5 protein-coding genes are annotated in these 5,860 nt (G+C 67.4%); 2 read left to right on the top strand and 3 right to left on the bottom strand.

The features are described 5' to 3' along the window. Positions 1-1,623, top strand: a 1,623-nt coding sequence (locus tag WBA11_RS03980; RefSeq protein WP_424519430.1) for an ATP-dependent helicase, incomplete at its 5' end; no start/stop codon positions are given. A 73-nt stretch (positions 1,624-1,696) separates the two neighbouring features. Here WBA11_RS03980 and WBA11_RS03985 read toward each other — a convergent pair. Further along, positions 1,697-3,529 carry an ATP-binding protein gene (locus tag WBA11_RS03985; RefSeq protein ID WP_424519431.1) on the bottom strand — a complete coding sequence of 611 codons (1,833 nt, stop codon included), beginning with the start codon at positions 3,527-3,529 and terminating at the stop codon, positions 1,697-1,699. A 129-nt stretch (positions 3,530-3,658) separates the two neighbouring features. Here WBA11_RS03985 and WBA11_RS03990 point away from each other — a divergent pair, with 129 nt between their 5' ends. Continuing rightward, on the top strand, positions 3,659-4,927 hold the full coding sequence (locus WBA11_RS03990; protein WP_424519432.1) for a glucose-1-phosphate adenylyltransferase: 1,269 nt from the start codon (positions 3,659-3,661) through the stop codon (positions 4,925-4,927). A 24-nt stretch (positions 4,928-4,951) separates the two neighbouring features. On the opposite strand, the gene WBA11_RS03995 is transcribed toward WBA11_RS03990, so the two are convergent. Continuing rightward, complete coding sequence (locus WBA11_RS03995; RefSeq protein WP_424519433.1) at positions 4,952-5,272, bottom strand: putative quinol monooxygenase; 321 nt, start codon at positions 5,270-5,272, stop codon at positions 4,952-4,954. A gap of 42 nt (positions 5,273-5,314) precedes the next feature. Beyond that, positions 5,315-5,860: molybdopterin-binding protein (locus WBA11_RS04000; RefSeq protein WP_424519434.1), on the bottom strand; the 546-nt coding region annotated here is incomplete at its 5' end.

Consider the following 5,860-nt stretch of genomic DNA (forward strand, 5'->3'; position numbering starts at 1 on the left):
GAGTACCAGGACACCAACCGGACGCAGTACGTCCTGGCCAAGCTGCTCGCGGCCGAGCACCACAACCTGTGCGTCGTGGGCGACGACGCGCAGTCGATCTACGCGTTTCGCGGCGCGGACATCCAGAACATCCTGTCCTTCCAGAAGGACTACCCCGACGCCAAGACGGTCCGCCTCGAGCAGAACTACCGATCGACGCAGCGCATCGTGCGCTTGGCGGACGCCGTCATCAAGGGCAACTCGAAGCAGCTCGACAAGGAGCTCTGGACCGACAACGTCGAGGGCGACCCGGTCGTCCTGATGGAGTCGCTGTCCGAACGGGACGAGGCGCAGAAGGTCGAGCGGACGATCCGCGACCTGCGCTCGAGGTCGGGAATCGGGTGGCGCGACGTCGCGGTGCTGTACCGAACGAACGCCCAATCGAGGTCGATCGAGGAGGCCTTGCGGCGCGGCGGGATCCCGTACCGGATGGTCGGCGGGACCAGCTTCTACCAGCGGAAAGAGATCAAGGACGCGCTCGCGTACCTCCGCCTGGCCGTCAACCCGTCCGACGACGCCTCGATCCTCCGTGTCATCAACGCGCCCACGCGCGGGATCGGGGGGAAGACGGTCCAGCAGCTCCGCGACTACGCCACGGAGCACCGGACGACGTTGTGGCAGGCGGTTCAGGACCCACAAGGTGCCGGGCTCAGCGCGCGGGCGGGGAAGGCCGTCGAGGGCTTCGGCTTCCTGATCTCGCGCTTCGCCTCGAAAGCCACCACGGCTCCGGCCGACGAGCTAGCCCGAGAGCTTATCCAAGAGACGGGCCTCCTCAAGTTCTTCCGCGACCAGAACACGCCCGAAGCGCTCGCCCGACTGGAAAACATCCACGAGCTGCTCAACGCCGTGGCAGAGTTCGCAGGAGGCTCGCCCGATGGGGAGCCGCGCACGATGAGCGAGTTCCTCCAGGAAGTCTCCCTCGTCGCCGACGTCGATCGCCTCGGCGACGACGAGAACCGCGTGACGCTGATGACGCTCCACGCGTCGAAAGGCCTCGAGTTCAAGGTCGTGTTCGTGACCGGCCTCGAAGAAGGCCTCTTCCCACTCGCCAAGGCCGCCCAAGACCCGACCGAGCTCGAGGAAGAGCGCCGGCTCCTCTACGTCGGCGTGACGCGGGCCGAGGAGGCCCTCTTTCTCACGTACGCGCGGAGCCGGTACCGCTACGGCGACCAGCAGTCGAGCGTACGCAGTCGGTTCCTGGACGAGCTCGACGGGGACGATCTGCTACGGACCGAGTCCGGTGGGCGGTTCGAGTCGAGGGCCGGCCGGTTCCAGCAGAGCGAAGGCGGGACCGGGCGCTACGGCGCGATGGACCCGAACTACTGGAAGACGTCGCTCCGACCGGACAGCGGTCCAAAAAAGAAGCGCACAAAGTCGCTTCCCAGGGAGAGGCAGGTCGTGTACGACGAAGGGGAGGGCGGCCAGATCGTTCCCGGCGTCCGCGTCCACCACCAGACGTTCGGGAACGGGAAGGTGATCGCTATCGAGGGCGCCGGAGACCGCGCCGCGGCGACCGTGTTCTTCAATTCGGTCGGGCAGAAGAAGCTCAAGCTGGCCTACGCGCGGCTCCAGGTCGTCGGGTAGTCAGCGCCCTCGAGGGCGCCTGGCGGGACGCCGGAGAGCGCGTCCTCGAGGTCGCGTCCTCGGGGGCGCGTCGTTACGAGACAGGTACGGTCATGGGAAGAGGCGCGGCGGCCGTCTCGCGCTCGAGGTCCTCACGCCGGACCGGTTTCGTGAGGTAGGAGTCGGCGCCGGCGGCCATGCAGGACTCCTCATCCCCGTCCATCGCGTTCGCGGTGAGGGCGATCACGTGGGGCTGAGCGTTCTGGGGAAGCTCTGCGCGGAGCCGCCGTGTGGCCTCGAGGCCGTCCATCACGGGCATCATAACGTCCATGATCACGATGTCATACGGAGTGCCGGCATCGTTGGCTCGGTGGAGCGCGTCGAGGCCGAGTGCGCCGTTCATTGCCACGTCCGGTTCGAACCCGAGACGGTTGAGGAGCCTGCAGACCACCTTCTGGTTGACGGGATTGTCCTCGACGACCAGCACGCGCCGCTCGGTCGGCGTGGGCTCCCGCGGCGGAGGAGGCCGGTCCACGGCGCGGCGCTTCTGGGGCGCGACGGAGCGCTCTGCTCGTTGGTCTTGGATCGACTCCGTAGCGACGTGGAGCGTGAAGGTGGAGCCGACGCCAGGTGTGCTCTCGACCTCGAGGGCGCCACCCATCTGTGTCGCGAGCTTCCGAGCGACGGCGAGACCGAGGCCGGCCCCGTCGAACGCCCGTGTCGCGGAGGAATCGGCCTGGGTGAAAGACTCGAAGACGCTCTCGAGCTTGTCGGGCTCGATGCCGATGCCGGTGTCGCGCACGGCGAACTGGATCTTGCTCGGCCCTTCCGATCCGGCTCTGTAGCCGGGGCACGAGACCTCGACGATGACTCCGCCCTCGTTCGTGAACTTGATCGCGTTGGACAGTAGGCTGAGCAGGATCTGACCCACGCGAGCCTGATCACCCTTGACGACGGACGGGATGTCGCCGTCGTCGACGACGCGGAGGCCGATCCCCTTCGCGTCCGCTTGAGGCCGGACGACGGAGGCGGCGTCGAGGGCGGCCCGGGACGGCTCGAACGGGGCGTGCTTGATCTCGATCTCGCCGTCCTCGAGAGCGGAGAGGTCCAGGAGGTCGTTGAGCAGGGCCATCAGCACATCGGCGCTGGACCGGATCGTTCGCACCGCGTCCTCTTGCTCTTTGTCGAGGTCCGTGTCCGAGATCAGGTCCGTCATCCCGATGACGCCGTTCAGCGGCGTGCGGATCTCGTGGCTTACACTCGCAAGAAACTCGCTTTTCGCCTTCACAGCGGCCAGGGCCGCCTCGTTCGCGATCGTGAGCTCGGCATTGGCAGCCAGCAACTCGTGGCGTCCGTCCTCGATGCTGAGCAGCCCCTTGATTCGGCCGGCACCCAGGATGTAGATAAACGTGAGGCACAGGGCGAGAGAACTCGCAAGTTGAGCCGGGACGTAGTCGTACCCGCCCGCCGGCGGCGACATCACGAGTGCGGGTGCGAGCATGGCCGCGCCCAACCCGAAGAGTGGCAGAGGCAGGTCTCGCTTGCGCCGCGTGACATAGGTCATCGACAGGCCGCCGATGAGCGCGACGAGCAGCAGGCCAGCGGCCCACGTCGCATCGATCCCGTTCTTGGCTGCTGTCCACCCGTAGTAGGCCCCGGCCAGGATGATGTACGAGTTGGTTACCGCCCGCAGGTGCTCTACAAACCGCTTACTCGCGTAGGAGAAGACGATGATCGAGATCGCGAGGGCAGAGAGAGACAATCGCAGCTCGAACGGGTCGTCGTATACGTGACCGCTGAGCCGATCGAGAACCCAGAACGCGGGGGCTCCAACGGCCGCGATCACGATGAGAAAGCGGTAGATCGCGATGCTCGCTGCGTCGAGCCCGCTGTCCGTTGATCGCGATGATGGCGAAGGGTCTGCCACGAAGGGTCGGAGGGAATCTCCTGATGTATCGAGGACAACTTCGGGGAGTTAAGCGATCGGTGTTCTTCTTGCGTCCACGCGACCGCCGCCAACACCGACATTAGGGGATCACCATCACCCCTCGACCTCATGCGTGACACGCTGGCCGTGATCCTCGGCGGCGGAGCCGGCACCCGGCTCTTCCCGCTCACTGCCCACCGTTCGAAACCGGCCGTTCCCCTCGCGGGCAAGTACCGGCTCATCGACATCCCGATCTCGAACTGCGTCAATAGCGAGCTCCTGCGGATGTTCGTGGTCACGCAGTACAACTCGGCGAGCCTGAACCGTCACGTGGCTCGGACCTACCGGTTCGACCGGTTCGGGCACGGCTTCGTCACCATCCTGGCCGCGGAGCAGACCCCGACCTCGAACGAGTGGTTTCAGGGGACCGCCGACGCCGTTCGGCAGTGTCTCCAGCACATCGACCCGTACCCGCACCGCCGCGTGCTCGTCTTGTCCGGGGACCAGCTCTACCGGATGAACTTCAACACGTTCTCGTCCCACCACCGCTCGACGTGGGCAGATCTCACGGTCGCGACGATTCCGGTGACTGCGGATGAGGCGCCGGCGTTCGGGATCCTCAAGACGGACGCGGACGGGGTGATCACCGAGTTCCACGAAAAGCCGGCCCGCGACCGGCTCGAGGGACTGGACAGCCCCGTCTCCGCCAAGATGCGAGAGCAGGGACGGATCTACCTGGCCTCGATGGGCATCTACATGTTCGAGCGCGACGTGCTGCGCGAGGTGCTCCTGTCGAACCCGGAGGAGAAGGACTTCGGCAAGGAGATCATCCCCGCGGCCATCGAGAGCCGACGTGTCGTGAGCTACCCGTTCGACGACTACTGGTCGGACATCGGGACCGTCCGGTCGTTCTACGACGCCAACATCGCGCTGGCGCAGCCGGACCCCGAGTTCGACCTCTACGACGAGGACGCGCCGATCTTCACCCGCGCGCGCATGCTGCCGCCGGCGAAGATCCAGAACTCGCACATCGTCAACTCGATGATCGCGGAGGCATCGGTCGTGACGAACGCGACCGTCGAGGACTCGGTCGTCGGCGTCCGCTCGTTCCTCTCCGACGGCGCCACGCTGCGCCGGACGGTGATGCTGGGCGCGGACTACCTCCCGTGGCGCGACGCGTCCAAACGGCCGGGCCTCAACCCGCCGCCGTCGCCCGGCATCGGCCCGCGCAGCGTCGTCGAGGGCGCGATCATCGACAAGAACGTCCAGGTCGGTGCCGACTGCCGGATCACGAACGTGGACGGGATCACCGACGCCGACGGCGACGGGTGGTACGTGCGGGACGGGATCATCGTGCTGCCGAAGAACACGATCATCCCGGACGGGACCGTGATCTAGCCGCCCTCGAGGGCGGCGCTCAGACTACGCGGGGTCGTCCTCGAGGTCGGTGGTCCCGGCCTCGAGGCGGTGCTGGCTCTGGGCGACGGGCGCGGCGGCGAAGAGGGGCTTGGTGCGCGCCCACGTCTCACGGAACAGCGCCGACTGGCGGTACGCCTCGAGGTCGTCGGGGTGGGACCACTCGCTGTAGGTCGTGAGCACGTTCGGGTAGCGGGCGTCGCGCCACAACTCGAGGAGCTGGCAGCCCGGCGCGGCGGCGATCTGAGGTCGGACGCTCCAGAACATCTCGAGGAACGCCTCGAGGCGGTCGGGCCGGAAGGTCATGCGGACGGTGCGGATGAGCATGGGAGCGGATTCAGGGTGGCGCCGTCCTCGAGGACGAGCGCGTCACGAGAGCTGTCGCCACGGCCAGCGCTGGTACTCGACCTCGAGGCCGGCGGGCGCGTCCTCGAGGCCGGCCGGGAGGTGGGCCAGGCCGTCGGAGACAAGGAGAGAGAGGGCGGCGTGCGAGGCCTGGTTGCCGGCCGAGGACAATCGCAAGCGGTCGCCGCGCGACGCCATGACGCGGGCGAACGTGTGCAGGCCTGCGGCCTTCGGAATCTCGTCCTCGAGGACGCCGATCTCGAGGGGGGGAACGGTGCGGCCAAGCATGACGTCGAGGAGAGATCGGACGTAGACCTCGAAGCAGACGGCTGCGCTGACCGGGTTGCCCGGAAGGCCGAACACGGGCCGGCCGTCGAGGACGCCGAACGCCAACGGTTTTCCGGGTCGCTGCCGAACGCCCCAGAACAGCCACTCGACGCCTCGGCGCTCGAGCTCGGGGCGGACCAGGTCGAGGTCGCCCATCGAGACGCCGCCGGCGAACACGATCACGTCGGCCTCGAGGGCGCGGTCGAGCGCGGCTCGGATCGAGGGCGCGTCGTCGAGCGCGTG

It is taken from the genome of Rubrivirga sp., from assembly GCF_049648075.1.
In the GTDB taxonomy this organism is placed as follows: domain Bacteria; phylum Bacteroidota; class Rhodothermia; order Rhodothermales; family Rubricoccaceae; genus Rubrivirga.

Coding starts and splice junctions, on each gene's coding strand:
- WBA11_RS03990 (WP_424519432.1), top strand. CDS start 3,659: ATGCGTGACACGCTGGCCGTGATCCTCGGCGGCGGAGCCGGCACCCGG.
- WBA11_RS03995 (WP_424519433.1), bottom strand. CDS start 5,272: ATGCTCATCCGCACCGTCCGCATGACCTTCCGGCCCGACCGCCTCGAG.